At 72.5% G+C, this 25,283-nt stretch carries 16 protein-coding genes; 15 read left to right on the forward strand and 1 reads right to left on the reverse strand.

What is annotated here, in order from left to right; all coding sequences use genetic code 11:
* Nucleotide 1: 1 nt before the first annotated feature.
* On the reverse strand, nucleotides 2–595 hold the full coding sequence (locus EER34_RS08625; RefSeq protein WP_127474068.1) for a hypothetical protein: 594 nt from the start codon (nucleotides 593–595) through the stop codon (nucleotides 2–4).
* Between the two features lie 136 nt (nucleotides 596–731).
* Between EER34_RS08625 and EER34_RS08630 the strand changes: the two genes are divergently transcribed.
* The 15 genes from EER34_RS08630 (at nucleotide 732) to EER34_RS17470 (ending at nucleotide 25,258) form a co-directional block, all read left to right on the forward strand.
* Nucleotides 732–1,676 (forward strand): ABC transporter, encoded by a 945-nt coding sequence (locus EER34_RS08630; RefSeq protein ID WP_127474069.1) that lies wholly within the window; start codon nucleotides 732–734, stop codon nucleotides 1,674–1,676.
* Entirely contained in the window at nucleotides 1,677–2,162 is a 486-nt protein-coding gene (locus EER34_RS08635) for a hypothetical protein (protein ID WP_205791426.1), read from the forward strand.
* Nucleotides 2,163–2,245: 83 nt separating this feature from the next.
* The gene (locus EER34_RS08640; RefSeq protein ID WP_127474070.1) at nucleotides 2,246–2,902 is read left to right on the forward strand and encodes a spermidine/putrescine ABC transporter substrate-binding protein; all 657 of its coding nucleotides are present in this window, start codon (nucleotides 2,246–2,248) and stop codon (nucleotides 2,900–2,902) included.
* A gap of 130 nt (nucleotides 2,903–3,032) precedes the next feature.
* Nucleotides 3,033–4,169, forward strand: a complete 1,137-nt coding sequence (locus tag EER34_RS08645; RefSeq protein ID WP_127474071.1) for a serine/threonine-protein kinase — start codon at nucleotides 3,033–3,035, stop codon at nucleotides 4,167–4,169.
* Nucleotides 4,169–10,117 (forward strand): Ig-like domain-containing protein, encoded by a 5,949-nt coding sequence (locus tag EER34_RS08650; protein ID WP_127474072.1) that lies wholly within the window; start codon nucleotides 4,169–4,171, stop codon nucleotides 10,115–10,117. Before EER34_RS08645 ends, EER34_RS08650 begins: the two co-directional genes overlap by 1 nt.
* Before the next feature lie 44 nt (nucleotides 10,118–10,161).
* Complete coding sequence (locus EER34_RS08655) at nucleotides 10,162–11,127, forward strand: AAA family ATPase (protein WP_127474073.1); 966 nt, start codon at nucleotides 10,162–10,164, stop codon at nucleotides 11,125–11,127.
* Nucleotides 11,124–12,497: a DUF58 domain-containing protein gene (locus EER34_RS08660; RefSeq protein WP_127474074.1), complete on the forward strand. Its 1,374-nt coding sequence runs from the start codon at nucleotides 11,124–11,126 to the stop codon at nucleotides 12,495–12,497. Before EER34_RS08655 ends, EER34_RS08660 begins: the two co-directional genes overlap by 4 nt.
* Nucleotides 12,494–15,007: a transglutaminase-like domain-containing protein gene (locus EER34_RS08665; protein WP_127474075.1), complete on the forward strand. Its 2,514-nt coding sequence runs from the start codon at nucleotides 12,494–12,496 to the stop codon at nucleotides 15,005–15,007. The genes EER34_RS08660 and EER34_RS08665 overlap by 4 nt, the downstream gene beginning before the upstream one ends.
* Nucleotides 15,004–16,458 (forward strand): DUF5684 domain-containing protein, encoded by a 1,455-nt coding sequence (locus tag EER34_RS08670; RefSeq protein WP_127474076.1) that lies wholly within the window; start codon nucleotides 15,004–15,006, stop codon nucleotides 16,456–16,458. The genes EER34_RS08665 and EER34_RS08670 overlap by 4 nt, the downstream gene beginning before the upstream one ends.
* The gene (locus EER34_RS08675; RefSeq protein WP_127474077.1) at nucleotides 16,455–17,252 is read left to right on the forward strand and encodes a hypothetical protein; all 798 of its coding nucleotides are present in this window, start codon (nucleotides 16,455–16,457) and stop codon (nucleotides 17,250–17,252) included. Before EER34_RS08670 ends, EER34_RS08675 begins: the two co-directional genes overlap by 4 nt.
* Nucleotides 17,253–17,278: 26 nt before the next feature.
* Nucleotides 17,279–18,649, forward strand: coding sequence for an RDD family protein (locus EER34_RS17840; RefSeq protein WP_164743508.1), 1,371 nt, complete (start codon nucleotides 17,279–17,281; stop codon nucleotides 18,647–18,649).
* Entirely contained in the window at nucleotides 18,646–23,130 is a 4,485-nt protein-coding gene (locus EER34_RS08685) for an FtsK/SpoIIIE domain-containing protein (RefSeq protein WP_127474079.1), read from the forward strand. The genes EER34_RS17840 and EER34_RS08685 overlap by 4 nt, the downstream gene beginning before the upstream one ends.
* Before the next feature lie 95 nt (nucleotides 23,131–23,225).
* Nucleotides 23,226–23,513: a WXG100 family type VII secretion target gene (locus tag EER34_RS08690; RefSeq protein WP_127473386.1), complete on the forward strand. Its 288-nt coding sequence runs from the start codon at nucleotides 23,226–23,228 to the stop codon at nucleotides 23,511–23,513.
* Between the two features lie 78 nt (nucleotides 23,514–23,591).
* The gene (locus EER34_RS08695) at nucleotides 23,592–23,888 is read left to right on the forward strand and encodes a flagellar protein FlgN (protein ID WP_127474080.1); all 297 of its coding nucleotides are present in this window, start codon (nucleotides 23,592–23,594) and stop codon (nucleotides 23,886–23,888) included.
* Nucleotides 23,885–25,258: a hypothetical protein gene (locus tag EER34_RS17470; RefSeq protein WP_164743509.1), complete on the forward strand. Its 1,374-nt coding sequence runs from the start codon at nucleotides 23,885–23,887 to the stop codon at nucleotides 25,256–25,258. Before EER34_RS08695 ends, EER34_RS17470 begins: the two co-directional genes overlap by 4 nt.
* Nucleotides 25,259–25,283 lie beyond the last annotated feature (25 nt).

Below are 25,283 nucleotides of genomic sequence, written 5' to 3' on the forward strand. Positions count from 1 at the left end.
CTCAGGCGAAGATGCTCGTCACGATCGCGGACGTGTAGCCCGACGGCGCCAGGTTCGAGAACTGGGTGTCGATGAGGATGCCGTCGCGCCAGAACAGCGTGCGCCCGTCGGTGACGGGGTAGTCCTCGTTCTCCCATGTCTTCTCGCAGCGCGTGCCGCCGTCGGGCGTGTAGCACGTGTAGCCGTCGTCGTCGGCGAGCGAGTTGAGCATGTCGAGGGCCGGTCCGCGCGACACGTAGGTGATGGTGGTCACGAGACCGGTCGTGTCGGCCGCCGGGTCGCGCCACACGCAGATGAGGCTTCCGTCGGTCTGCAGACCGGACGGCCCGAACGCGGGGTCGTTGAGGGGCACGCCGTCGAGGTCGGCCAGCACGGCGGCGTTGAGGATCTCGCGGCAGTCGTCGGGGATCTGCACCTGGGCCGTGGGCGTCGCGCTCGGCGTTATCGTGGCGATCGGGGTCGGCGAGGGATCGGACGACGCCGTCGCTGTGGGGGCGGTGCCGGGCTGCGCCTCGGGTGCGCACGCAGCGAGCGCGAGCGCCGCGAGGAGGACGGATGCCGCAGCGGCCGCGGGCCTCGACACTCGATGTGACATGGCATCCACCCTAGGCTCGGCGGCCGACGCCGGGAGGAGACCGCGCCGACTCGCCCCGGCATGCCTCCGCCGTGGACGGCGGGCAGCGGGCTACTCTCGCTGTGCGGGGACGTGCCCCGCGTGAGGAGTGCCCGCGATGAGTGACTCGAAGTCGTCCTACGGCGAACCGGTCGAAGAGCCCACGCCCGCCGACGCGGATGTCGTCGGTCGCGCGCACGAGGGTCTCGCGGAGGCCGAGGCCGCCGCGGCGGCCCCTGCCGAGCCCGCCCCTGCCGAGCACGCCCCTGTCGAGCCGGCCGCCGCAGAGCCCGCCGCTGCCGACCCCTGGGACTCGGCCGAGGCTGCCTCGCTGCAGTACCAGTCGGCCCCGGCCGCTGCCGCAGACACGGCCGTGTACGAATCTCCCGCCACCACGGCGTACGACTCGAACGCCGAGACCGTCGTCGTCGCGCCGGTCGTCACCCCCAGTGAGCCCGTCGCCGAAGCCGCCGTCGTCGCAGCGCCGGTCGCTCCGCAGCCGATCTTCGTCCAGGCGCCGGAGGCCCCGCGTCCGCGCGGCAATCGTGCCGCCGCGGGCGCCATCGGCCTCGTCGCCGCACTCGCCTTCGCGGTGCTGTACTACGCGGTGTGGATCGCGCTCGCCGCGTTCTCGGGCGACGTCACGGCCGACAACGTCGCGACGGTCGCGCTCGAGGGGCTCGCCTCGTGGGTCCTGTGGGTCCCCGTGGTCGTCTTCTTCCTCGCCTTCTGGCTGCTCGGCGCGATCATCAACCGCGGTCGCTGGGGCTCGTGGGTCATCTTCGGCCTGCTCGTGGGCTTCGCGACGTGGGGCGGCTACCTGCTCGGAGTCCTCTTCCAGGAGCAGTTCTGGAACATCACCGCCACGCAGGGCGCCGAGCTCATGGAGCAGCACGTGCTCGCTCCGCTTGCGATCTCCGCGTTCATCATCGGGCGCGAGCTGACGATCTGGTTCGGCGCCTGGGCCGCCGCGCGCGGCGCGCGCGTCACCGAGCTCAACATCGAGGCGCAGCGCGAGTACGAGCGCACCCTCGAGGCGGGGCCGCAGCTCGTCCGTCAGTAGATGGCAGGCGAGGGGCAGGCTCAGGGCGGACCGGTCCGCCCTCTCACCTCGCTCGCCCTGTCGACGGCGGCATTCGTCGCTCTGCTGATCTTCGGGCTGGGCATGACCAGCCTGGTCATCGGACAGGACGTCATCGCCGTCCGCGGACTCGGGCAGATCCCCGGCATCCTCGGAACGGCCCTCTCGACCGCCGCGTTCGCCGCGGGGCTCTGGGCGGCCGTGCGACGCAAGCCGGCGTCGTACTGGGGTTCGGCGTGGACGGCGACCGCGTGCCTCCTCGGCTACGTCGGCGGCATCTGGCTCGGCGGGATCCTGACCGGCGCCGATCTCGCGGCGGCCACGGCCGCCGCCGGCGGCGTGGCGACGTCGTGGTTCGGCGTCGTGGTCGCCGCTGCCGGATTCATCGCCTCGTGGGCGGGCATCGCGCTCGTGCGCACCCATGCCCGCCGCCCGCGATGGCCGTGGGAGGACGAGTTCGACGAATGACGGATGCCGCGGCATCCGCTCTTCTCAGCTCGTGAGCCGCGGAATCCCGGCGCTCGCGGCCTTCCGGTACTACCGTTGACAGCGTGGAGCGCTCTCTCGAGACGCAGGTCAGCCAGGCGGTGGACGCCTGGCTGATGTGGCTGCCCCGGTGGGAGCCCGCCACGCATCGGGGAAGGGTCGCCCCGTGCCGCCGCTGCTTCGGCTCGCCGGTGCTCTCGGCCGCCGGTCTCGGGGCGGACGTGCCGCACGGCGTCCAGCACGGGCTGTCGACGCGCATCAAGACCATCGTGGACCGGTCCGTCGCCGAATACACCTCGCTGAACCTGCCGATGCTGCAGGCGGAGCTCGACCAGCAGGCGGCGCGCAACCGCTCGCGCAGCTACCGTCCGGCCGACGACCTCGATCCGGAGTACGAGGGGCTGCCCCTCGATCCCGACCCCGTTCCCGGCGCCCCGTTCCTGTTCACGATCTCGGGCATGGCCGAGGAGGCCGACGCCGACATCCCCGCGCTCCCGCCGCTCAGCGACGAGGCGAAGGCGGCCCTTCGGCAGGAGGTCGGACTCGCCGACGACTACGCCAACATGGTCGGCCGCGAGGTCTGCACGATCCTCCTGCACCATCGCCTGCGCATCCAGGCGGCGATCACCGAGTTCGTCGAGCCGCAGATCGAGGCCATGCTCGAGGAGCTCACCCGATCGCTCGACGCGCCGTTCGATCCCCACGATCCACCGACGGGCTGACGACGCGAACGGGCGGGCTCGAGAGCATCAGGGCACGCACAGGCTCACGAGGGTGGTTTTGTTAGCATGGCGAGGTTTGCTGCGCTGTGGCACGCCGGCACTTTCGGCGGCTTGATCCGGAGGAGGTGACGTGGCCACGAGGCTTCCGTCCGCGCCCCCGATCCTGCCCGGGCTCGCGTACATCCGACCGCTCGGATCGGGCGGCTTCGCCGACGTCTTCCTCTACGAGCAGGACATGCCGCGGCGCAAGGTCGCCGTGAAGGTCATGCCCAGCGACGTCCGTGACCCCGACCTGCGTCGCATGTTCAACGCCGAGGCCGATGTGCTGGCGCACCTGTCGGCGCATCCGTCGATCGTCACGGTCTACCAGGCGGGAATCTCGGCCGACGGCCGACCGTACATCGTGATGGAGTTCTGCCCGGGCTCGCTCGCCCAGCGCTACCGGATCGAGCGCATCCCGGTCGACGAGGTCCTCGCGATCGGCGTCCGCATGGCCGGCGCCCTCGAGTCCGCGCACCGCGCCGGTCTGGTGCATCGCGACGTGAAGCCGAGCAACATCCTCATCACGACGTTCGGCACACCTGTGCTGGCCGACTTCGGCATCTCGTCGTCGCTGCTGCAGAAGAGCGCGGACGAGGTGCTGGCGATGTCGATCCCGTGGAGCGCACCCGAGGTCGTGGCGGAGCAGACCGCCGGGTCGATCGCGAGCGAGGTGTGGAGCCTGGGCGCGACGGTCTATTCGCTGCTCGCCGGGCACAGCCCGTTCGAGCGCCGCGAGCGAGGGCAGAACACGAAGGAACTGCTCCGGCGGCGCATCGCCCGCGCGACGTACACCGAGATCCCCCGTGCCGACGTGCCCGCCTCTCTGCAGGCCGTGCTCGCCGCATCGATGAGCCGTGACCCCGGACGCCGGCAGGCATCGGCCCGGGAGTTCGCGGACGCGCTGCGTGCGGTGCAGGCCGAGCTCGGGCTCTCGCCGACGCCGCTCGAGATCCCCGACGAGGAGTGGTCTCCGGCATCCGCGCCCGTGGACTTCTCGGACTCGGCGCTGCGCGGTCCCACGCGCTCGCACCTCGAGCGCGACTCGACGCGCAAGCATCGCGCGTCGACGGGCGTGTCCGGTCTCGCCCGCGACGAGGAGACGGAGTTCTCGTCGCCGTCGCGCGCGCGCCGCCCCGTGCTGCCGTGGGTCGTGGGCGCCGCGGTCGGCGTGGTCGTGGCAGCGGGTGCGCTCTTCGCCGCGCTGTTCGCGACGGGAGTGCTGTGATGCGCCGGAGGACCGTCGCCGGCCTCGTCGCGGCGGGGGCCGTCGTCGCGGTCGTCGTCGGCGCGAGCATCGTCTGGCCGGGCCTCGACGCGCAGGAGACGCCGGAGGTCGACACCGCGGTGTGGGCGCTGCAGACCGGCGAAGGACGCCGCTACGCGCGCGTGAACACCTCCGTCGGAGAGCTCGACACCGTCCGGGGCATCAGCAACCCCGACAAGGTCGTGCAGACCGGCGACGCCGCCTACATCTTCAGCGACAGCCTGACGAAGGTCACGCGCATCGACGAGGCGCTCCCGACCGACCTCGACGAGGAGGCGCTGCGCGCATCGGCGTCGACGCCGTCGGGAACGACCGACGTCGTCACCGCGGGCGACTTCGTCGCGTACCGGACCGACGCGGGCTCCCTGTTCGCGGGTCAGCTCTCATCGGGCGACGCGGCCCAGCTCGACCCGTTCCCCTCCGACGACGAGGACGCCCCGCAGTACACCGCCGACGCGATCGCCGTCGACGACCGCGGCATCCTGTTCGCGTACTCGCGTGAGGACGCCTCCGTGATGCGCTACGACATCCGCTCCGGAGACGTGAAGGGCCGCGACCCGCTCGACGCCGAGGGACTCGCGGCGCCGGCGATCACCGCGGCCGGCGATCTGTGGGCGGTGGTCGACACCGAGGACGGCGACGTGTGGCTGCCGGGATCGGATGCCGCGACCCAGGCGGCCACGACGGGCCCCGTCGTCGTGAGCGAGCCGGATGCCGCAGGGACGGACGTCTACCTCGCGGACGAGACGACGCTCGTGCGGGTGCCGGTCGACGGCTCCGCCTTCGAGACCGAGGCCGGCGGGCCGACCGATGTGCTGGGCACCGCTGCGCGCCCCATCGTCCAGGACGGGGTGGTGTACGCGGCGTGGCTCGGCCAGGGCGAGAGCGGCGGCACGCTGTGGCGCTCCGACGGCGATCAGGTCGCCCTCGACTACGGCGTCGAGTCGATCGCGGACGAGCGGCGCCCCGTGTTCGTCGCGAGCGACGAGGCCGTGATCCTCAACGACACTCGGTCGGGGTGGGCGTGGACGGTCCCGGACGGCGAGCTGATCCCGTCGAGCCAGGACTGGACGCTCGACGACAGGACCGATCCCGCCGCCGTGCCCAGTGAGGAGCAGCTCACGGTCGTCATCGATCCGAAGCCCCCCATCGCCGAGCCGGACGCCTTCGGCGTGCGCGCGGGCAGCCTCACGACGCTGCCGGTCCTGATGAACGACCACGACCCGAACGAGGATGTGCTGAGCATCGATCCCGCTTCGGTGGCCGGGCTCGATCCGGGCTTCGGCTCCGTGTCGATCACCGACGACGGCCAGCGCTTCGCCGTCCGCACGGCGCCGGGGGCCTCCGGGTCGGCGACGTTCTCGTACGCGGTCACCGACGGCACCTCCGACGGAGGCCTGCTGTCGAAGACGACGACCGTGACGCTCACGGTGGCCGGGGCATCCGTCGACTCCGCCCCCGAGTGGTGCGGAGTCGAACGCTGCCTCGTCGAGTGGCCCGAGCCCGAGGTCGCGCGCGGCGGGACACTGACCGTGCCCGTCCTTCCCGGGTGGGTGGACCCGGAGGGCGACCCGCTGCTGCTCCTGTCGGTCGAGAACAAGAGCACGGTCGGCACCGTCGCCGCGACTCCGGCGGGCGACGTCGTCTACCAGCACAGCGATGACGGCGAGGGCGGCGAGCAGTTGATCGAGCTCGCGGTCACGATCGCCGACACGGAGGGGAAGACGACGCAGAAGTCGCTGCTCGTGAGGGTGTCGCCCGAGCCGCAGCTCCAGGCGCAGTCCTTCGCCGTCCTCGACACCGTCGACGCGGCCCTGACGGTCGACGTCGCGCCGCACGTGACCGGAACTGCGGGGATGCTGACGCTCGACTCGGTGCGCGTGCTCGACGACGCGAAGGCGACGGCGACCGTCGTCGACGGCACGACGGAGTTCGACTTCTCGGCGCGAGAGCCCGGGACGTTCCGTGTCGACTTCACCGTCACCGACGGCACGACCGATGTGACGGGCACCGCCCGCATCACCCTGCTCCCGGCCGACGCGGCGGCCGAGCTGGCGACGTCGCCGGTCGTCGCGTTCGTCCACCCGCAGCAGGACGCCACCCTCGACGTGTTCGCCGCGGTCTCCAACCCGACGCGGCGCGTGCTGCTGCTGAGCGATGTCGTGGCGACGGCCGACTCCGGCGCGACGCTCTCGGTCGACGCGGTCGGGCAGAACGACCTTCGGGTGTCGGGCACCACCGAGACCGGCGGCGCCGGTCGCCTCGGCACGGTGTCGTACGTCGTCAGCGACGGCACCGAGGACGAGGGCTCGCAGGTGCAGGGCGAGGCCACCGTCTATCTGCTTCCGCTCGCGCCCGAGCTCGCCCCGATCGCGGTCGACGACTCGGTCGTCGTGCGCGCCGGGGCCCAGATCGACATCCCCGTCCTGGAGAACGACATCGCGCCGGCGGGCGGCCGACCGACCCTCAATCCGGCCTCCGTCGTGTCGTCGAGCGACGATGCGCTGGCGTTCGGGGCGGGGGACCTGCTGCGGTACCTCGCGCCGACGGAGCCCGGCGAGTACACCATCGACTACTCGGTGTTCACGACCGGGGCGCCTGCCCTCGCCGACACCGCGCGGGTGCGGGTGCGGGTGCTCGCGGACGACCTCAACCGCGCCCCCGTGCCCGACACCCTCGAAGGCCGCGTGCTCAGCGGCCAGTCCGCGCTGATCGAGTTCGACGGCTTCGGCATGGATCCGGACGGCGACGTCGTGACGCTCGACCGGATCGTCGAGCAGCCCGACCGCGGCGCCGCGACGATCTCGGCGGACGGGGCATCCATCCTCTATTCGAGCGTGCCGGGTGACAGCGGGCAGGTGTCGTTCCGCTATCGCGTCGTCGATGCGTTCGGCGACGCCGGCGAGGCCTCCGTGCGGATCGGCGTGCTCGACAGCGAGGCGAACCCGAGTCCGGTGACGTTCACGGACTACGTGCAGGTGCAGGCGGGCGAGGGCAACACCATCCGCGTGAGCCCGCTGGCCAACGACGTCGATCCGACGCTGGGCTCGCTCGCGATCACCGACGTGCGGCCCGACCTCCCGGCCACGCTCATGGACGGCGACGACAACCCCGAGTTCGCCCGCCTCGACGATCGGATCCTCCGCTCGGACGACGCCACGGTGGTCATCGAGGCGGGGTCCGAGCCGACCACGATGTCGTTCCTGTACGACATCGAATCGAGCTCGGGCAACACCGGCCGGGGCCTCATCGTCGTGAAGGTGGTCCGCGAGAGCGTTCCCGACTACCCCGTCGTCGCCGACACGATGCTGACGGCGGAGACCCGCGAGGACTTCCCCGACGGCGTCGATGTGCTCTCCGACAAGGCCACCTGGTCGGGAGGGGACGTCTCCGACCTCGACGTGTCGCTGTGGGGCGACCCTGACGGCGTCTCGGTCGACGGCTGGGAGATCGAGGGCGATCTGCCCGCGCGGACCCGACTCATCCCGTTCGCCGTCACCGGTGAGGGGGCGTCGGGAGAGGTGACGACCTACGCGTTCCTCCGCGTTCCCGGCGACGACGACCTCGCCCTCACGATCCGTGCCGGCGTGGCACCGCCGGAGGTGACGGAGCTCGAGTCGGTGACCTTCGACATGGCGGACCTCGTCGCCAAGCCCCGGGGGAGCAGCATCGAGGTCGGGACGGATGTGCGCGTCTCGGGAGCCCGTGACGAAGCGAGGTGCGTCGTCGAGTCGGGCACGGTGGTGCGCTACGACTCGGGCGCCGGCGCGCCGTGGGCGGACTCCTGCCAGGTGCCGGTGCGCCTCCAGAACCAGGATGACTGGACCTACCTCTCGGTCCCGATCATCGTGAACGCGCTCGACCCGCAGCCCGTGCTGCGGCCCGGATCGATGACCGTCGGGCCCGGGGAGACGGCCACGTTCGACCTGCGCGACATGACGACGTGGCAGCTCCGGCAGGACTGGGACGGCATCCAGTACGCCGTCGAGTACGCGGGATCGGCCTTCGACGTCTCGCTCGACGGGTCGACCGTCACCGTCACCGGCGACGACCGCGCGACCCCCGGCTCGGAGGAGGCGGCGATCGTCTCGGTCACGAGTCACACGGCCGTCCCGTCGGTGCGCCTGATCCTCCGCGTCGGAGCGGCGCCCTCGACCCTGCCGCAGGGCGGCTCCGCGACGCAGCAGTGCTCGCAGGCGGCCGGCACATCCTGCTCGATCTCGGTCATCGGCGCCGGCGGCGAGGTGAATCCGCTGCCGCGGACGCCGCTCGAGGTCGTCTCCGTGCGACCGGCGGGCGCGTGTTCGGGCGTGAGCTTCGAGGTCGAGTCGTCCACCTCCGTCCTCGCCTCGTGGACGCAGGACGCCCCGGGCGCGACCTGCACGGCGACGTTCTCCGTTCGCGACGCACAGGGCAGGTCGACCAACGCGGAGCGCGACGGCCGCGTGCTGCTCGACCTGCTCGGCTATCCGAAGACGCCCGCGAGCGTGGCCCAGACGGCGTACGACGACGGCACCGTCACGCTCCGCGTCGACCCGGGCGAGGCGCGCCTGGCGTATCCGGCGCTGACCGGCTTCGTCATCCGCTCGAACGGCGCCGAGGTGGCGGAGTGCGCGGCCGACGGGGTGTGCCCGGCGATCGCAGCGCCCAACGGCGAGGAGCGCACGTACGAGGCCACCGCCGTCAACGACGTCGGGGAGTCCCCGTCGAGCGTCCGGACGCTGGCGTGGGCGTACGACCCGCCGCCCTCCCCGTCGCGCGTGGAGGTGAGCCCCGTCGTGACCGCCGGCGAGGGGGGCGTCGTCTCGCTGGCCATCGAGGGCATCGATCCCGCCGAGACGGGCCGGATCGAGATCGCGAGCCAGACCGGCGAGACGGTGAGCATTCCGGTCTCCCGCAGGCAGACGCGACTGGATGTATCGGACTACCGGGTCGGCACGAACTCCGCGACGCAGATCACCGTGACCCCGTACTCGCGGTTCGAGATCCCGCCCGGGCTCGCGGGATCGACGTCGGGCGCTGCGGTGACCGTGTCGGGGAACGGCGTCGGCGCCCCCCAGAACGTCACGCTGTCGCTCTCGTCCCGCTCGACCGGCGACGGCCGATCGACGGTCTCGGCCGTCGCCACCGCATCCCCGAACGGCACCGGATCCGAGCTGCGCTACGACATCGTCCCCGAGAACGAACGCGGGAGCTGCTCCCCCGGGGCCGGCGCTTCCAGCGAGTCCTTCCCCGACCTCGAGGACGGGCGCGAGTACCGCTTCTTCGTGTGCGTGGAGTCCTGGTACGGGGATCGATCGTTCGGTCGAGGCACCGCCGAGGGCAGCGTGCGGGCCGAGCAGAGCCGCGAGTCGCCGACAGGGTGGACGTTCGCGGTGGATCCGGCCCCTCGCGTCGTAGGACAGCGGGCCCGGTGGCACATCACCGACACGCCGACCTCGCCGGAGCAGCCGCCGCGCAACAACGACGTCGTGTTCGACGGCTGGGGGCCCGGGACGAGCATCTTCGATCGGGACCCGGCCATCGACGTGCGCTACGTCCACCGCCTGTGGGGCACGAGCACGCCCAGCGCTCGCGTCGCGCCGGCCGCCGGCAGCGCCCCCTATCAGGTGCAGGCGAGCTGGACGCTGACCTCGTGCGTCGGGGGCTCCACGCTCGCGCTCGGGTCATCCTCGAGCAACGGAGACGCCAACGTCGTCTTCGCGAACGACGGTCTCGTCTATCGCGATGAGGACGGCGCGGTGCTGCCGCACACCGCCGGCACGTTCGACGTGCCCCTCGGCGCCGTCAGCGTCGAGGGCATCGGCGTGACGGTCGGCTGGGCGTCGACGGGGTGGAACCTCAGCCCTGCGACATCGTCGTTCGGCGGCGAGTGCGATCCCGGCGCGGACCCGCCGCCCACCCCGTAGCAGCAGCATCCGACTCTTCCCCAGCCCCCGACAGAGGACAGCACATGACGATCACCCAGGAACAGGCCACCTGGTTCGAGCAGACGTTCGCTCAGCTCGCGGACAACGTGGAGCGCGCGGTTCTCGGCAAGCGGCACGTGGTCGAGCTCGTCCTCACCGCGATGCTCAGCGACGGCCATGTGCTGCTCGAGGATGTGCCGGGCACGGGCAAGACCTCGCTCGCGCGGGCGATGGGCCAGACCGTGCAGGGCACCAACACGCGCATCCAGTTCACGCCCGACCTCCTCCCCGGCGACATCACCGGCATCAGCGTGTACGACCAGAAGGAGGGCGTCTTCGAGTTCCACGCCGGCCCGATCTTCGCGAACATCGTGCTCGCCGACGAGATCAACCGCGCAAGCCCGAAGACGCAGTCCGCTCTTCTGGAGGTCATGGAGGAGGGGCGCGTCACGATCGACGGCGTGACGAGGCAGGTGGGCGTGCCGTTCCTCGTGCTCGCCACCCAGAACCCCATCGAGCAGGCGGGAACGTACCGACTGCCCGAGGCCCAGCTCGACCGATTCATGATGCGCGCGTCGCTCGGCTACCCCGACCACGCAGCCACCGTGCGCATCCTCGACGGCGCAGCAGTGGCGACCGCCGACCTCCCGCCGATCATCACGCCCCAGGCGCTCGTGGGCATGGCAGACCTCGCTGCGCAGGTGTACGTCGACGCCCTCGTGCTCGACTACATCGCCCGGCTCGTCGACAGCACGCGCTCGGCCGACGAGGTGCGGCTCGGCGTCAGCATCCGCGGAGCGCTCGCGCTCACGCGGGCCTCCCGCACGCGCGCCGTGTCGCAGGGTCGCACCTACGCGACCCCCGACGACGTGAAGGCGCTCGCCGTGCCGGTGCTGTCGCACCGCCTGATCCTGCATCCCGAGGCCGAGTTCGACGGCGTCACCCAGGAGGCCGTCATCGGCCAGGTCCTGCTCGACGTGGCGCCCCCCAGCCGTCGCGAGGCTGTATGAGCCTCACCGAGTCCCGTCTCACCCGCACCTCGGCGTCCACCGGCAGCACCGGCCGCACGCACGTCACCTCGACGTCGGTGACGTCGGCCGGCCGCTCCCGGCGGCTGGTGCGCGCCGCCGTGTGGGGCGCCGGCGCGTGGACCGCGCTCGCCGGCGGGATCGCGGCGGCGGCGGCGTGGTGCGCGCGCACCATCCGTCCCGCGGGCGTCCTGGTGGTCGCCGCCGCCACGGTGGGTCTCGGTCTCGGCATCGTCTTCGGCTGGGTGGAGTGGATGGTCGCCGGAGCCGCCGCGCTCGTGCTGCTCGCGGCATCCGTCCCCTTCCTCTTCGGCGCGCGGTCCTACGACGTCGACCTCTCGCTCACGCACGAGCGGGTCGTCGCCGGCGACGGGGTGACGGGCGAGATCGTCGTGCGCAACGACGGGCACCGCCTCTCGCTGCCCGGCCGCATCGACATCCCGGTCGGCGCGGGGCTGGTGGAGTTCGGCGTGCCGCTGCTGCGGCCCGGTCACACGGTGTCGCAGCCGCTCGAGATCCCCGGGCTGCGTCGGGGCATCGTGACGGTCGGTCCTGCGACGACCGTGCGCAGCGATCCCATCGGCCTGCTCCGCCGCGAGCATGCGTTCGAGGACGTCCACGAGGTCTACGTGCACCCGCGCACGACGACGCTGCCGTCGACGAGCGCCGGGCTCATCCGCGACCTCGAGGGCAGCCCCACCCGCCGTCTGGTCGACTCCGACATGTCGTTCCACGCGATCCGCGAGTACGCCCCGGGCGACTCGCGACGTCAGATCCATTGGAAGTCCACGGCCAAGACCGGCCGGCTCATGGTCCGCCAGTACGAGGAGTCGAGGCGATCGCGCATGGCCGTCGTGCTCGGGGTGGCCGAGCACGAGTACGCCGACGCCGACGAGTTCGAGCTCGCCGTCGGATGCGCGGCTTCGCTCGGCCTGCGCGCCGTGCGCGACGCGCGCGACGTCGAGATCGTCACCGGGTCGGAGATCCCTCGGGTGGTGCGCGGACGCCTCCGTGCGATCCGGCACATCCCGGCCGGGTCGCCGCGCCCCATGCTCGACGGGTTCAGCGGGGTGGAGACCCTCGAGAGCACGATGCCCGTGGCCGAGGTGTGCAGGCTGACGGCGGAGTCGGGCGACCGGCTGTCCATCGCCTTCGTCGTCGTCGGCTCGAAGGTCACGCTGACCCGCCTCCAGCAGGCCGCGCTCGCCTTCCCGGTCGACACCGCCGTGGTCGCGGTGATCTGCGACGAGCGGGCGCACCCGCGCATGCAGCCGCTGTCGGCTCTCACCGTCCTCACCGTCGGCACCCTCGACGACCTGTCGGGTCTCCTCCTCCGGGGGGCGACCGCATGAGTCGGATGAGGGATGCCGCGACCCGCGCCGAGCGCACGCCGCGGTTCGTGCCGCGCATCGTTGCGGGCTCCGTCTTCGCCGCGGCGGTCGTGGGGATCGCCGCCGTGGCTGCCTGGCCGATCTATCGCTCGTGGCATCTCCTCCTCCTCGTGGGGGTGTCGGTCCTCGTGGCCGCGGCGATCGCGGCCGTCGCGTGGCAGCGTCGCTGGGGCGGGTGGCTGGTCTCGGGTGCGCTGGCGATCGCGTTCCTGGTGCTCGGGGTGCCCCTGGCCGTGCCGTCTCGGCTGGGCGCGCCTGCCGAGTTCCTCCGCGGGCTGGGTGAGCTGACCTCCGGCGCCGTGCTGGCCTGGAAGGACCTCGTCACCGTCGAGCTGCCCATCGGGGCGTACCGCAATCTCCTGGTGCCCGCGCTCCTCGTCTTCCTCGTCGGCACGTGCGCGCTCCTGCTGCTCTCCTGGCGTGAGGATCGCGTGGCGTACGGTGCCGTGCCCGTCGCTCTGGGGATGGTCTCGTTCGGGCTCTTCTTCGGCCGCACCACGGTCAGCGCGCCGCTGCAGCTCGGCCCGGTCATGCTCCATGCGCCGGTCGAGACCCTGCTCGGGGTCGCCAGTCTCCTCGCCTGCCTGCTGTGGCTGGCATGGCGGACTCACGATCAGCGCCTCCGTGCGCTGCAGCGGGCCGCGGCATCCAGCGGCGTCCGCATCTCGCGACGCCCCTCGCGTGCGGACCGCCGCCGCACGGTGCTGGGCGCCGCGATGGTCGCGGGCGCGCTGGTCGTCGCCGTCGGCGTCGTGCCGTTCGCCGCCCGCGGCGCGGAGCGCGAGGTGCTCCGCACGGCCGTCGGCCCCGAGATCGACCTGTCGGCGGCGGTGAGCCCCCTGGCCGAGTACCGGTCGCTGTTCACAGACGACCGTGCCGAGGACGTGCTGTTCACGGTGGAGTCCGACGCCGCGCTTCCCGCGCGGGTGCGTCTGGCGACTCTGGACGCCTACGACGGCGAGGTGTTCCGCAGCGGCGGCGAGGGCGCCATCGACGACGGGCGCTTCGTGCGCGTGCCGTCGACACTCGATCCGGGCGCGGGAGCGCCGGTCGAGGCCGATGTCACGATCGACGGCCTCGACGGGATCTGGATGCCGACCGCGGGCAGGCTGTCCGGTGTCGAGTTCTCGGGCGACCGCGCCGCATCGCTCTCGGACCGGTTCTACTACAACGCCGCCGCAGCGGCGGGGGTGCAGACGGCCGGCGGCGGGCTCGAGCCGGGAGACCGATTCCTCCTCCACGCGGTGGAGCCGGAGGCGGCCGACCTCGCCGAGATCGAGGCGCCCGGCGGTGCGGGAGGCGCCGTCGCCGCGCCGGAGAGCCTCCGGGCGTGGGTCGAGGAGCACGTGTCGGGCACCGGCGGTGCAGCATTGGCCGGTCTGGTCTCGCTGCTGCGCGAACGCGGATACCTCAGCCACGGTCTGACCGTCGGCGAGGAGCAGCCGGTGTGGGCGGCGGCGCTTCCCGACTACACGTTCCAGCCGAGCGCGTCGGGTCATTCGCTCGCTCGCATCGACGCCATGTTCGCGCGACTCCTCGAGCGCGAAGTCGACTCCCGCGCGAAGGAGTCCGGCAACTTCGTCGCTGCCGTCGGAGACGACGAGCAGTTCGCCGTCGCGGTCGCGCTCATCGCCCGCGAGCTGGGCTTCCCTGCCCGCGTGGTCCTCGGGGCGCGTCTGGGCGAGGTCGAGCCGGGACTGGCATCGTGCGACGAGGGTGTGTGCCGCGCGCAGGATCTCTCCGCATGGACCGAGGTCCAGTCCGCCGACGGCGAATGGGTGGCGGTCGACGTGACGCCGCAGTTCGCGCAGTCGCCGAGCCGGGACGTCACCGAGCAGCGCGATCCGGAGGTCGTCACCGAGGTCCGCCCCGACTCCGTCGAGGAGGTCATCCCACCCGACCCGCTGCAGGAGGACTCCGCGACGAGCGAGTCCACGGAGGAGGCTGCCGGGCCCGAGCTCGCGTGGCTCTGGGCGACGCTGCGCACCACCGGCGTCGCGCTCCTGATCCTGGGACTCGCGCTCGGGCCGTTCCTCGTGGTCATCGGCGCCAAGGCGTCCCGCCGTCGGAGCCGTCGGCGCAATGGCGCGCCCGCCGGGCGCATCGCCGGCGGGTGGGAGGAATACGTGGATGCCGCGGTGGATGCGGGCCGGGAGGCCCCGCGCACCCACACCCGGCGCGAGCTGGCCGCCGGGTTCGGGTCCGAGGCCGGGCTGCGACTCGCCGACACCGCCGATCGCGCCGTATTCTCTTCCGGAGACGAGACGGAGGCCGACGCCGAGGAGTACTGGCGCTCGGTCGACGAGCAGCGACGCCTCCTCACGAAGGAGCGAGGGTTCTGGCGAACGCTTGCCGTGACCGTATCGTTGAGATCGTTCGTCAGACACCTGGCACCCGCGACGGGTGCCCGCACGCGTTTCGCCGAGAGGGGGAGGCGCCGGGCCGTCCAGCCCGTGCGTTCGATGCCATGAATGCCGATGCATCCACGACCATCGCCGGGATCCTGATCTCGCTGATCGCCGTCGCCGCTCTCTACGTGTGGACGGCGATCGCGCTGTCCGCCGTCTTCCGCAAGTCCGGCGAGGAGGCGTGGAAGGCCTGGGTGCCGATCCTCAACACGATCGTGCTGCTGCAGCTGGGCGGCCTGTCGCCGTGGCTGGTCCTGCTGGCGCTGGTTCCCGTTCTCGGCCAGCTCGCGCTCTGGGTCGTCATCGTGCTCGCCTGCTATCGGATCAACGTGGCCTTCGGGTTCGGCGTGGGCATGACGGTCCTCGCCGCGCTGCTGCTCCCGGCGTGGGCGACCGTGCTCGGATTCGGCTCGGCGCGATGGGTCGGTGCCGAGCCCGCCGGCGGAGTCCGTCGTTCGGCCGACAGCGCGTCTGCGCGACCGGCCGGCTACGCGTCCGACGACGCCGGCCCGCCGCCGCTGCCCCCGGCATCGGCCGTGCCGCTTTCCGGGCCCGATGCGAATGCGGGATGGGCGCCCGCCGCGTCGACACCGCCTCGCCCGGCTCCTCCCGTGCCGCCGATGCCGTCGTTCCCCGCACCCGTGGGCGCGGCTGTCTCCGACGACCCGGAGGAGCCCATCTCGTTCGTGCCCGTCCACTCCGCGTCGGCCCCCTCGGCCCCTCCGGTTCCGCAGGCGCCCGCCGTGCCCGACACCGAGCCGGCGCCCGCGCTTCCCGCGCCGGCGTCGTCTGCACGGGCGAACCAGGGCTGGGGCGGATTCGACCTCGGCGCGGTCGGCGAGCTGACCAGCGAGGTCACCGCCGCCGTGAGCGGCGCGCCGCACCCGATCGCCGCGGTGCCGGCGGGCACCGGACCCGAGGCCGATGCCGTCCCGCCCACCCCTGCCGTCACCCGCGTCCCGGCCGCCCGGGCGGTGCCCGATGTCGAGCCGTGGGCGCCCGCGCGCTCGCCGCTGCCGGAGGAGGACGCGTTCCCCGAGGCCTCCGGCGAGGTCTCGGCGGTCGCCGGAGCGCCGGATGCCGGCATCCCGCGCTCCGCTCGTGCCTCGGTGTCCGCCCAGCATGTGCTCCCGGAGATCCCCGACGACGTCGAGGAGACGGTGATCGCCAACCGTCGCCGGTCGAAGTGGTCGCTCATGCTCCCGTCCGGATCGAGCGTCGAGCTCACGGCGGACGTCGTCCTGGTGGGCCGCCGCCCGGCCCCGAGCACGGCGTACCCGAGCGCCCAGCTCGTCGAGGTGGACGACGGCACCGTCTCGAAGACCCACCTCCGCCTCGAGCGGCACGGCGAGGAGTGGTCGGCGACCGATCTGCACTCGACGAACGGCACGATCCTCGTCGCGTCGGACGGCGCAGAGCGCGAGATCGTGCCGGGCACGGCGCACCGGGCTCCGGGCCGCCTCCTCCTCGGCGACGCCGAACTCCGCCTCGGTCCCGACGACGGCGGCCGATGACGGCGGCCGGCACCCCCGGCCCCGGGAAGGACGGCGAGGCCGAGGTCGAGGAGGCCACGGTCCTGTCGACCCGGCGGCGCGGTGAGGTCGAGGTCGAGGAGGCCACGGTCCTGTCGACACGTCGGCGCGGCGCCGGCGCGGCCGAGGCCTCGGGTGAGCCGGAGCGCGATGCGGACGAGCCGGACGAGCCGACGGCGGTGTCCGTCCGTCGGCGCACCGTCGTCGAGGACGACCTCGACGACACGATCCTGTCGTCCCGCGTGCGCACGGGGATGGAGCCGGAGGTGGACCGGACCGCGCCTTCGGCTCGTGCGCGGCGGGCCACGGATCCGGATGGGGCGGCCGGCGCGGACCTCGCGCGCCCTGCGGCATCCCTTCCGTCAGACGGGGACACCGTGTTCGCGCGCCGTCCCGCCCTGCCCGGTGCCGACACCCTTCCTGAGCTCGAAGACACCCTGATGCGTCCGGTCGCGCCGTCGACCCGCGGCGGTGCGCGACCGCAGCCGGCATCCGCCGCCTCGGCGACGCCGGCGCCCGCGCGCGACGCCCGCGTGCCGGACGCCGCGGCGCTGCGGACGCCGGTCCCGCCGCGGGCGGCGCCGCCCGTGACGGCGGTCCGGGCTCCCGCTCCGCAGCGGCCTCCGGCGCCGGATGACCCGGCGGCTCTCCCCGACCATGAGAGTGTGGAGCGTGCCGTCCATGTCCGCGAGAGACGCCGCGTGCTGCTCGTGGTGGTGTGCGCCGCGGTCGTCGCTCTCGCGTCGGCCGGCGCGCTCGCGCTGCTGCTGGCCTGACGGCGTCCGGTGACCTGAGGATGACGATGACCGACCCTGCTCCCTCCGCCCTGCTCGCCGGTGACGACGCGGCGCCCTGGAACGACGCGGATCCCGCCTCGGCGGCCCGGCTCGGGATCGTCTCCGCCGGCGCGGGATACCGTTCGCTCGCCTTCGCGATCGACGCCACGATCTGGCTCGTGCTCGCGGCGCCCCTCATGCTCGGCGCCGCGATGCTCGTGCTCGGCGACACGACGATCGTTCCCGTGGTCCTCATCGGGCTCGGCTGGCTCCTCACGACCCTGTTCGCAGTGTTCCAGCTGATCGCGCACGGGCGGCGCGGGGTGACCGTCGGCAAGGCCGCTCTGCGGCTGCGCTCGATCGCCGCCGCCGACCTGGGTCGCCCCGGCTTCTGGCGGGTCGTGCTGCGCGCCCTCGTGCTCTCGGCGAGCTTCCTCGTGCTCGTCGTCGTCGGGCCGGCTGTGCTGTTCGCCTCGGCGTTGTGGGATCCGCAGGCTCGGGGACGCAGCATCCTGGATCGGGTGGGCGGATGCTGGGTCATCGACGCCCGCGCCGGACTCGACCCCTTCGACGCCAAGGCGCTCCGCCATGCGCGTCGCGCGATGCGCGGCCGTCCGGGCGCCGACGAGGACCTCCCCTCGATGGCCAGCGGCGCCGCCGTCGAGAGCGCGCTGCGCATCCCCGACGCGCGATCGCGCGCCGGGGTCGTCGGACCGGGCGGAACCGGGGCGCAGTGGTCGCTCGCGGCGTCCGCGGACGATGGCGGGCTGATCGACGGGGTCCCCGGAGCGGATGCCGCGTCTCCTGCGTCGACGGGCCTGCCCGGGCTCACCCCCGACACGGGCCGCGCGGAGCCCGGCCCGGCGTCTCCGACCCCCTTCGCGCCGCCCGCGCCCGCCGCGCCGTCCACCGACGCTGCGCGGCCTCACGCACCCGCGCAGCGGCCTCACGCGCCCGCGCCCGCCTCGGCGCCCCTGGCCGCACCGGCCCCCGTGCCGGCTCCTGCCGAGGTCGTCCAGGCGGCCGGCGCCGTTCCGCCGGCCGGGCTCCGCCGGGCCCAGGCGATGGTCCGCTTCGACGACGGCTCGGTCGTCCGCGTGCCCGTGCTCGGGCTCATCGGCCGTGACCCCGGCCCCGTCGCCGGGGAGAGCGTCGACGCGGTGGTCCGCCTCGACGACCCCGAGCGGCTGATGTCGAAGACGCACGCCGCGTTCGGGCAGGACGCGGAGGGCGTGTGGGTCTCGGACCGAGGATCACGCAACGGCACGCAGCTTCTCTCGCCCGGTGGAGACGTCGTCGACGTCGCTGCCGGCGAGCGGATGCGCGTGCCCGTGGGGTGGACCGTGCAGGTCGGGGGCAGGACGTTCGAGCTTGTTCCGAGAGGTGCTGATTCGTGAAGCTGAAGCTGGGTCTGCGCCGCGGCGCCGGCTCGACCGTCGACGTGCTCGTCACCGCCGACTCGACGGCGAGCGTGCAGGATGTCGCGCGCGCCCTTGCCGAAGGCGACGCGCTGGCCGCCGAGGGCGGGGTGAACGCGAGCGACGTCCCGACGCTGCTGGTCGCGTCGCCGGCGGGCCGGCCGGTGCAGCTCGACCCGTCCGCGTCGATCGCGGACGCGCCGATCGGATCGGGCTTCGACGCCTCCGTCGTCCCCGCCGTGCCGAGCGCCGGCGCCGGCGGGGCGGTCACCGCCGCGGTCATGCGCATCCACAGCGGCCCCGATGCCGGTCGCACCATCCCGCTCCCGGCGGGGACGACCGTGATCGGCCGGGTCGCTCCGGCGCAGGTGCTCCTCGACGACCCGCTGGTCTCCAAGCGCCATGCCCGCGTCGAGGTCGACCAGGGCATCGAGCTGATCGACCTCAACTCCGCGAACGGCCTGATCGTCGACGGCGGCCTCGTGCAGCGCGTGCGCGTCGTCCTCGGCCAGAAGATCACGATCGGCGCGACCGAGGTGTCGTTCTCGGCGGTCCCGCGCGTCGGCGGCGACGCCTCCCTCGTGCTCGAGCGCGGCGGTGCGCTCATGTTCAACCGCTCGCCGCGCGTCGAGGACCGCTACGCGGGCCAGGAGTTCCGGCATCCGATCATCCCCAACGAGGCGGACCCGCGCATCTTCCCGTGGCCGATGATCATGGCCCCGGTACTCCTCGGTCTCGCGATGTTCGCCGTCACGCAGCGCCCGACGTCGCTGCTCATCGTCGCGATGGCGCCGCTCATGATGCTCGGCAACTTCATCGGGCAGCGCACCCAGCAGGGCAAGAAGCTGCAGCTCGAGATCGAGACGTTCGAGACGCAGCTCGAGGAGCTCGAGGACCAGCTCCAGGTCGAGGAGACGGTCGAGCGCGAGCGGCGGCGGGCTGAGGCCCCCGCCACCGCGACGGTCTACGAGAACGCGATGGCGCTCGGGCCGATGCTGTGGACGCGCAGGCCGGAGCACTGGAACTTCCTCGGACTCCGGCTGGGTGTCGGCTCGGGGCACAGCCGCAACACCGTGCAGGAGGCCAACGACCAGCGCGGCATCGCCCAGTACTCGCAGCAGGTGCGCCAGCTGCGCGACCGCTTCGCGCGCATCGACGACGTCCCGGTCATCGAGCTGCTCCCGTCGGCCGGCGCGATCGGCATCGCCGGGCCGCGCGAGCTCGCCGCGGACGTCGTGCGCGGGCTCGGCGTGCAGCTGTTCGGCCTGCACGCCCCCAACGAGGTCGTCACGGCCGCCATCGTCGATCCGGGCTGGACCGGCGACATGGAGTGGATGAAGTGGCTGCCGCACACCACGAGTCCGCGATCGCCGTTCGCCGAGATGGCGCTCGCCGACAGCCAGTCGGCCGGCACGGCCCTGCTGAACGGCCTCGAGGAGGCCATCCTGGAGCGGCTGTCCGGCTCGGCGACGCACCGCGGGCCGCTCGCGGCCAAGGACGTCTCGATGTCGCTGGGCAAGTTCGTCGGCGAGCAGACCGGCGGCGGCTCGGCCGCGGGCGACGTGTCGCTCGTCCTGTTCGTGACCCACGACGCCCCGATCGACCGTCCCCGACTCACCCAGGTGATCGAGCGCGGACCGGATGCCGGCGTGTACACGATCTTCGTGGCGCCCACGGTGGAGTCCCTCCCGGCGTCGTGCCGCACCTTCATCGACGTCACGAACGGGCTCGACGACGCGATGGTCGGGTGGGTCCGTGCCGGCGACCGCGCGCAGAGCGTCGCCATCGAGGGCGTCTCGCGCGAGTACGCCGAGATCTTCGCCAAGCGTCTCGCGCCCGTGGTCGACTCCAGCTCCGTCGCCGCCGACTCGTCCGACCTGCCTGCGAGCGTCTCGCTCCTCCGCCTGATCGGCACCGACATGGCCGCCGAGCCGACGGCGGCGATCGAGCGCTGGCGGCAGAACAACTCGATCATCGACCGGGCCCGCGGGCCCCGGCCGCGCCTCAAGCGCGCGGGCACGCTCAAGGCGTACGTCGGTCAGGGGAGTCCCGACGCGATGTCGCTCGACCTGCGCACACAGGGCCCGCACGCGCTCGTGGGCGGCACGACCGGATCGGGCAAGTCGGAGTTCCTGCAGGCGTGGGTGCTCGGCATGGCGGCGGAGTACAGCCCCGACCGCGTCACGTTCCTGTTCGTCGACTACAAGGGCGGCTCCGCGTTCGCCGACTGCGTCGAGCTCCCGCACACCGTGGGGCTCGTGACCGACCTCAGTCCCCACCTCGTCCGCCGCGCGCTGACGAGCCTCCGGGCGGAGCTGCACCACCGCGAGCACCTGTTCAACCGCAAGAAGGCGAAGGATCTCCTCGAGCTCGAGAAGCGGCAGGACCCCGAGACCCCGCCGGCGCTGGTGCTCGTCATCGACGAGTTCGCCGCCCTCGCGACCGAGGTGCCCGAGTTCGTCGACGGGGTCGTCGACATCGCCCAGCGCGGCCGCTCGCTCGGCATCCACCTGATCATGGCGACCCAGCGCCCCGCCGGCGTCATCAAGGACAACCTGCGCGCCAACACGAACCTGCGCGTGGCCCTGCGGATGGCGGATGCCGCGGACTCGAACGACGTCGTGGGCGACGCGGTGGCGTCCACCTTCGATCCGTCGATCCCGGGCCGCGGAATCGCGAAGACCGGGCCGGGACGCCTGGTGCCGTTCCAGTCGGGGTACGCCGGAGGCTGGACCGCGGAGGAGCCCGACCGCGCGCAGGTGCGGGTCGCCGAGCTCCGCTTCGGCTCCGTGACGCTGTGGGAGGCGGAGGGCGACAGCGACTCCGACACCCACGACGAGGATCTGGGTCCCAACGACCAGAAGCGGCTCGTCGCCAACCTCGTGCGCGCGTCGTCGGATGCCGGCATCCCCGCCCCACGCCGCCCCTGGCTCGACGACCTCGCCTCGACGATCGACCTGCGCGACCTGCCGCTCGACGGCGACGCCCGCATTCCGATCGGCCTGGCCGACATCCCACAGCGCCAGCTGCAGGAGGCGGTGTACTTCCAGCCCGACACCGACGGCCACATGCTCGTCTACGGGACGAGCGGCGCGGGCAAGAGCGCCGCGCTGCGCACGATCGGCATCGCGGCCGGCGCGCGACCCGATCTCGGACGCGTCGCCGTCTACGGCATCGACTTCGGCACCGGCGCGCTCCGGTCGCTCGAGTCGATGCCCCACGTGGGCTCGGTGGTGTCCGGCGACGATGTGGAACGCGTGCAGCGCCTCTTCCGCACCCTGCGCGGCGTGCTCGACGACCGGGCGAAGCGGTACTCCGACGTCAACGCCGCGACGCTCGCCGAGTACCGCCAGATCTCCGGCGACGACTCCGAACCCCGCATCTTCGTGCTGCTGGACGGATTCGGCGTCTTCAAGCAGGACTGGGAGACGTCGTCGACTCGCGCGGCGTTCTACGGCATCTTCATGCGCCTGCTCGGCGAGGGGCGCCCGCTCGGCGTCCACGTCGTCGCGACCGCCGACCGCTACGGCGCCGTGCCGACGGCGGTGAGCGCGAACGTGACCAAGCGCATCGTGCTGCGGATGTCGGACGAAGGCGCGTATTCCATCCTGGGCGTCGCCAAGGACGTGCTCAACGAGCGGAGCGCGCCCGGTCGTGCGATCGTCGACGGACTCGAGACGCAGGTCGCCGTCATCGGCGGCACCACGAACGTCGCCGAGCAGAACGCGGCGGCGGAGGCCTTCGCGGCGACGCTCCGCGCGGCCGGCGCGGTCGAGGCGAAGAACATCGGATCGCTGCCGACCGAGCTCGCCGCGTCCGAGCTGCCCGCGCGGGCCGGGGAGCTCCCGGTCCTCGGCATCGGCGACGACACCCTCGGGCCCAAGGCGTTCGAGCCCGTGGGCACCTTCGTCGTGGCGGGTCCGCCGCAGAGCGGGAAGACGACCGCCCTGCGGGCGATCGTGTCGTCGATCGAGCGGTTCGATCCCGAGGTCGAGCTCTTCCATGTGGGCGGGCGCCGCGCCGCGCTCCGGGACTTCCGATCCTGGCGCCGCGCGGTCTCGGCCCTCGAGGACGTGCGCACGCTCGCGAAGGAACTCAAGGACATCGTCATCGACGAGTCGGTCTCGAAGCGCATCGTGGTGGTCGTCGAGAACATCACCGAGTTCGGCGACACCGATGCCGAGCGGCCCCTCAAGGAGCTGTTCCAGGCCATCAACCGCAGCGATCACTTCCTCGTCGCAGACGGCGACGTCTCCCAGCTCAGCAGCGGGTACGGCCTGATCGGCGAGCTCAAGGCGGGTCGCCACGGCATCGCCCTGCGCCCGGAGACCTACGACGGAGACTCGCTGTTCAAGGTTCCCTTCCCCAAGGTGCAGCGCCATGAGTTCCCCGCCGGCCGAGGGCTGTTCGTCGAGAACGGCCAGATCGTCACGGTGCAGCTCCCGCTCGTCGCGGAGTAGCGGCATGGGGAATCCTCCCCATGGGCGGATCCGGCGGGTGCGGTTAGCGTGGTGGTGCCGGGCGGGTTCCGGCTCCACCGACGAAGGGAATGACCATGGCGGACTTCAAGGCTTCTTACGGCGAGATGGAAGCGATGTCGGGCAAGCTCGACAGCGGTCGTGAGGAGATCGGCGATGTCCTTCGCCGTCTGAAGAGCGATGTGGACCGTCTGCTGGGCGACGACTTCAAGACGCAGCACGCGTCGGGCAAGTTCGGCGAGGGCTACACCGAGCTGACGACCGGTCTGGAGAAGGCCATCGAGGGCATCTCCGACATGGGCGAGTCGCTGCGCAAGATGCAGCAGGCGATCAAGGACACCGACCAGGCACTCGCCGGCAACTGACCTGACGAGCCCGGCCGACCGCGTCACCGCGGCGGACCGGGCTCGTCCTCACCCCACTGACACGAGGAGCGCGCGCACGTGGCTGAGCCGGACGTCGATCTGAATCTGGATGACCTGCGGGTGATGAGCACGAATCTCGGGACCTTCGTCACCGAGTTCGAGAACATCGACGACACGACCGACGACGTCGAGGGCGCCGTCGGCCGGCCCGCGGGCGACAGCCGCCTGCGCTCCAAGGTCAACGACTTCGAAGAGGGCTGGAACGGCAACCGCGAGGTGATCCTCGAGTCCCTCAAGAACGTCCACGAGCACATCAAGGCGATCGTGGACGGCTTCTCGGAGACCGACACGAAGATGGCAGGCGACGGCTCATGACCTACGGCTACGGCTACAACGGCGGACTGACCTCTCCGAACCGCCACTTCGTGCTGCAGGAGCTCGACGGGAACCCCGACGACATCGAGGCGGCCGGACTCCACTACAGCGCGATCGGCGAGCAGATGGACTGGACGGCGGACGAGCTGAAGAAGCTCGCCGACGACACCAAGTACAAGGCGGACAGCCTCGACAAGGTGCGCGAATCGGCCGGCGAGCTGCACGGCGAGCTGCGCAAGGCAGCCGTGCGGTACGTGCAGACCGGGCCCGTGCTCGTCACGTACGCCGGGGCGCTGCGCACCGCGCGGAACGTCGCCGTCGACCCGTACGTCGAGCGGATCCGCTCGGCTCACGAAGCGGCCGAGACGGCGGGGGAGTCGCTCGACGACGCGCAGGGCAAGGTCGACGATCTCGACACCACATGGATCTGGGAGGACGACCCCACCGACGAGGACCGCGCGGCCGCGGCATCCGCCCTCTCCGACGCGCGACGCGCCGCGAACAGCGCCAACAGCACCCTCACCTCGCTGTGGGAGTCGTTCGAGAGCGGCTACGGCGCGTGGGAGGAGGCGTACGACGCCGCGGTCGAGGGCGTCGGCGACGCGATCGACGCCTCGGGCGTCAACGACTCCTGGTGGGAGGACCTCCTCGACGGCATCGCCGATGCGATGACCGTCATCGGAGCGATCGCGATCGTCCTCGCCATCGTGATCGGCGGCCCCATCTTCCTCGTGATCGCCACGATCGCGGCGGTGGTGACCCTCGCCGCCCACCTGACGATGATGGCGGCCGGGTCCAAGCGGGTCTCATGGGGCGACATCGTCATCGACCTGATCGCCGTCGCGCCCTTCCTCGGATCGTTCGCGAAGGGCGCGATGGCCGGCCGCGGTGTCATGGCCTCCCTCCGCGTCGCGTCCGGCATGGGCGGCGCGACCAGCGCCACCCTGCGCACGGGTCGTAACGCGGTCGCGCTCGACCTTCGCTCGATCACGGGCGCCGGCCGCAACGTCGGCAACCGCGCCGCCCGCGAGCTGCGCGCCCCGGGCCTCGCCGACGACTTCCTCCGCGGCGTCGAGGGCGCGTGGGGGCGCAACGCGCTGAACGCGCTCCGCACCGGCGGCGACCGCTGGGGCGGGATGGCTCAGACGATGTCGTCGCGGATGGCCTCGGAGTGGCCCGGCGCAGGGCGCGCCTCGCACCGCGCGCTCAACTGGATGGCGCAGAACGGCATGCCCGGGGCTGTCGCACAGGGCGTGAACGTCTGGAACTTCGCGAACGGCAACTACCAGGTCGTCCAGCTGGCCGTCGACATCCCGGGGGCGACCGACGTGGTCGACGCCGTCGTCGAGCTCAGCACGGGCGACAGGTAGCATGGCCCGGTCCCACTCGAAACGG

This window comes from Microbacterium sulfonylureivorans, assembly GCF_003999995.1.
Classification (GTDB): domain Bacteria; phylum Actinomycetota; class Actinomycetes; order Actinomycetales; family Microbacteriaceae; genus Microbacterium; species Microbacterium sulfonylureivorans.

Bases quoted from the DNA above. Each gene is read 5' to 3' on its own strand.
- EER34_RS08625 (WP_127474068.1), bottom strand. From the start codon at position 595: ATGTCACATCGAGTGTCGAGGCCCGCGGCCGCTGCGGCATCCGTCCTC.
- EER34_RS08630 (WP_127474069.1), top strand. From the start codon at position 732: ATGAGTGACTCGAAGTCGTCCTACGGCGAACCGGTCGAAGAGCCCACG.
- EER34_RS08635 (WP_205791426.1), top strand. From the start codon at position 1,677: ATGGCAGGCGAGGGGCAGGCTCAGGGCGGACCGGTCCGCCCTCTCACC.
- EER34_RS08650 (WP_127474072.1), top strand. From the start codon at position 4,169: ATGCGCCGGAGGACCGTCGCCGGCCTCGTCGCGGCGGGGGCCGTCGTC.
- EER34_RS08655 (WP_127474073.1), top strand. From the start codon at position 10,162: ATGACGATCACCCAGGAACAGGCCACCTGGTTCGAGCAGACGTTCGCT.
- EER34_RS08660 (WP_127474074.1), top strand. From the start codon at position 11,124: ATGAGCCTCACCGAGTCCCGTCTCACCCGCACCTCGGCGTCCACCGGC.
- EER34_RS08665 (WP_127474075.1), top strand. From the start codon at position 12,494: ATGAGTCGGATGAGGGATGCCGCGACCCGCGCCGAGCGCACGCCGCGG.
- EER34_RS08670 (WP_127474076.1), top strand. From the start codon at position 15,004: ATGAATGCCGATGCATCCACGACCATCGCCGGGATCCTGATCTCGCTG.
- EER34_RS08675 (WP_127474077.1), top strand. From the start codon at position 16,455: ATGACGGCGGCCGGCACCCCCGGCCCCGGGAAGGACGGCGAGGCCGAG.
- EER34_RS17840 (WP_164743508.1), top strand. From the start codon at position 17,279: ATGACCGACCCTGCTCCCTCCGCCCTGCTCGCCGGTGACGACGCGGCG.
- EER34_RS08690 (WP_127473386.1), top strand. From the start codon at position 23,226: ATGGCGGACTTCAAGGCTTCTTACGGCGAGATGGAAGCGATGTCGGGC.
- EER34_RS17470 (WP_164743509.1), top strand. From the start codon at position 23,885: ATGACCTACGGCTACGGCTACAACGGCGGACTGACCTCTCCGAACCGC.